At 73.6% G+C, this 1,002-nt stretch carries 1 protein-coding gene; it reads left to right on the forward strand.

Annotation, left to right across the window (positions count from 1 at the left end; all coding sequences use genetic code 11):
• The first annotated feature begins 316 nt into the window (after positions 1 to 316).
• The gene (gene coaE, locus EIO58_RS18525; protein WP_127820614.1) at positions 317 to 952 is read left to right on the forward strand and encodes a dephospho-CoA kinase; all 636 of its coding nucleotides are present in this window, start codon (positions 317 to 319) and stop codon (positions 950 to 952) included.
• Positions 953 to 1,002: the final 50 nt, after the last annotated feature.

Raw genomic sequence — 1,002 nt, forward strand, 5'->3', positions numbered from 1 at the left:
GCGCGCGTCGGAGTGGCGACCGCCCCTACGATCGCCGCTCCTTCGCGCCGGGAGCGGACCGCGCCGCGCGTTCCGCCGCTCAGGGCGGCGAAGCGGCGCATGCGGCGGGGCGGGTTCATGCCGGACGCAACCTCGTCGCATCCGGAGTCATGGCCCCACCCTCCCCAGTCACCGCATGTGCGGTTCTGCTCCTTCGGGTGCCCCCGAGGCTACTCCCGGGCACTCAACGGCGCCTCAGGGGCGCCTCAAGAACCGCCCAGGCTTGCGAGAACGCCGCCGGCTCTGGCGGGGCGCCGCGACGTGGCATCCTCGATTCATGCCCCTCGTCGCACTCACGGGCGGAATCGCCTCCGGAAAGTCCACGATCGCCCGGCGTCTCGCCGAGCACGGCGCCGTCGTGGTCGATGCCGACCGACTCGTGCGCGACGTGCAGCAACCGCGGTCTCCGGTACTCGCCGCCATCGCGGACGAGTTCGGGGCGGACGTGATGCGATCCGACGGCTCGCTCGACCGCGCCGCCCTCGCGAGCCGCGTCTTCGGCGACCCTGCGGCGATCACCCGGCTCAACGCGATCGTGCACCCCGCGGTGCGGGCGGAGTCGGCACGGCGATTCGCGGCGGCCTTCGCCGAGGATCCTGAGGCGGTCGTGGTCTACGACGTGCCACTGCTCGTCGAGGCACGTGTCGACGACCCATGGGAGCTCGTCATGGTCGCGCACGCACCGGCCGAGATCCGCGCGCGACGGCTGGTGCAGCTGCGCGGACTCAGCGATGCCGAGGCGGCTGCTCGCATCGGCTCGCAGGTGCCGGACGACGCACGCCTCGCGATCGCCGACGTCGTGATCGACACCGCCGGCACCCTCGAGCACACGCTGCGGCAGGTCGACGAGCTGTGGCAGCGGATGCCCGAGCATCTCGAGCGCCGCGCGACGGGGGGACGGGAGCCGCGGTGATCAGCCGTCGTCCGATGGTCGCGCGTCGCGGGCGGCGCGGCTCCGGCGCC

Origin of the sequence: Microbacterium sp. CPCC 204701 (genome assembly GCF_004010105.1) — a bacterium.
Taxonomy (GTDB): Bacteria; Actinomycetota; Actinomycetes; order Actinomycetales; family Microbacteriaceae; genus Microbacterium.

Bases quoted from the DNA above. Each gene is read 5' to 3' on its own strand.
- coaE (WP_127820614.1), top strand. From the start codon at position 317: ATGCCCCTCGTCGCACTCACGGGCGGAATCGCCTCCGGAAAGTCCACG.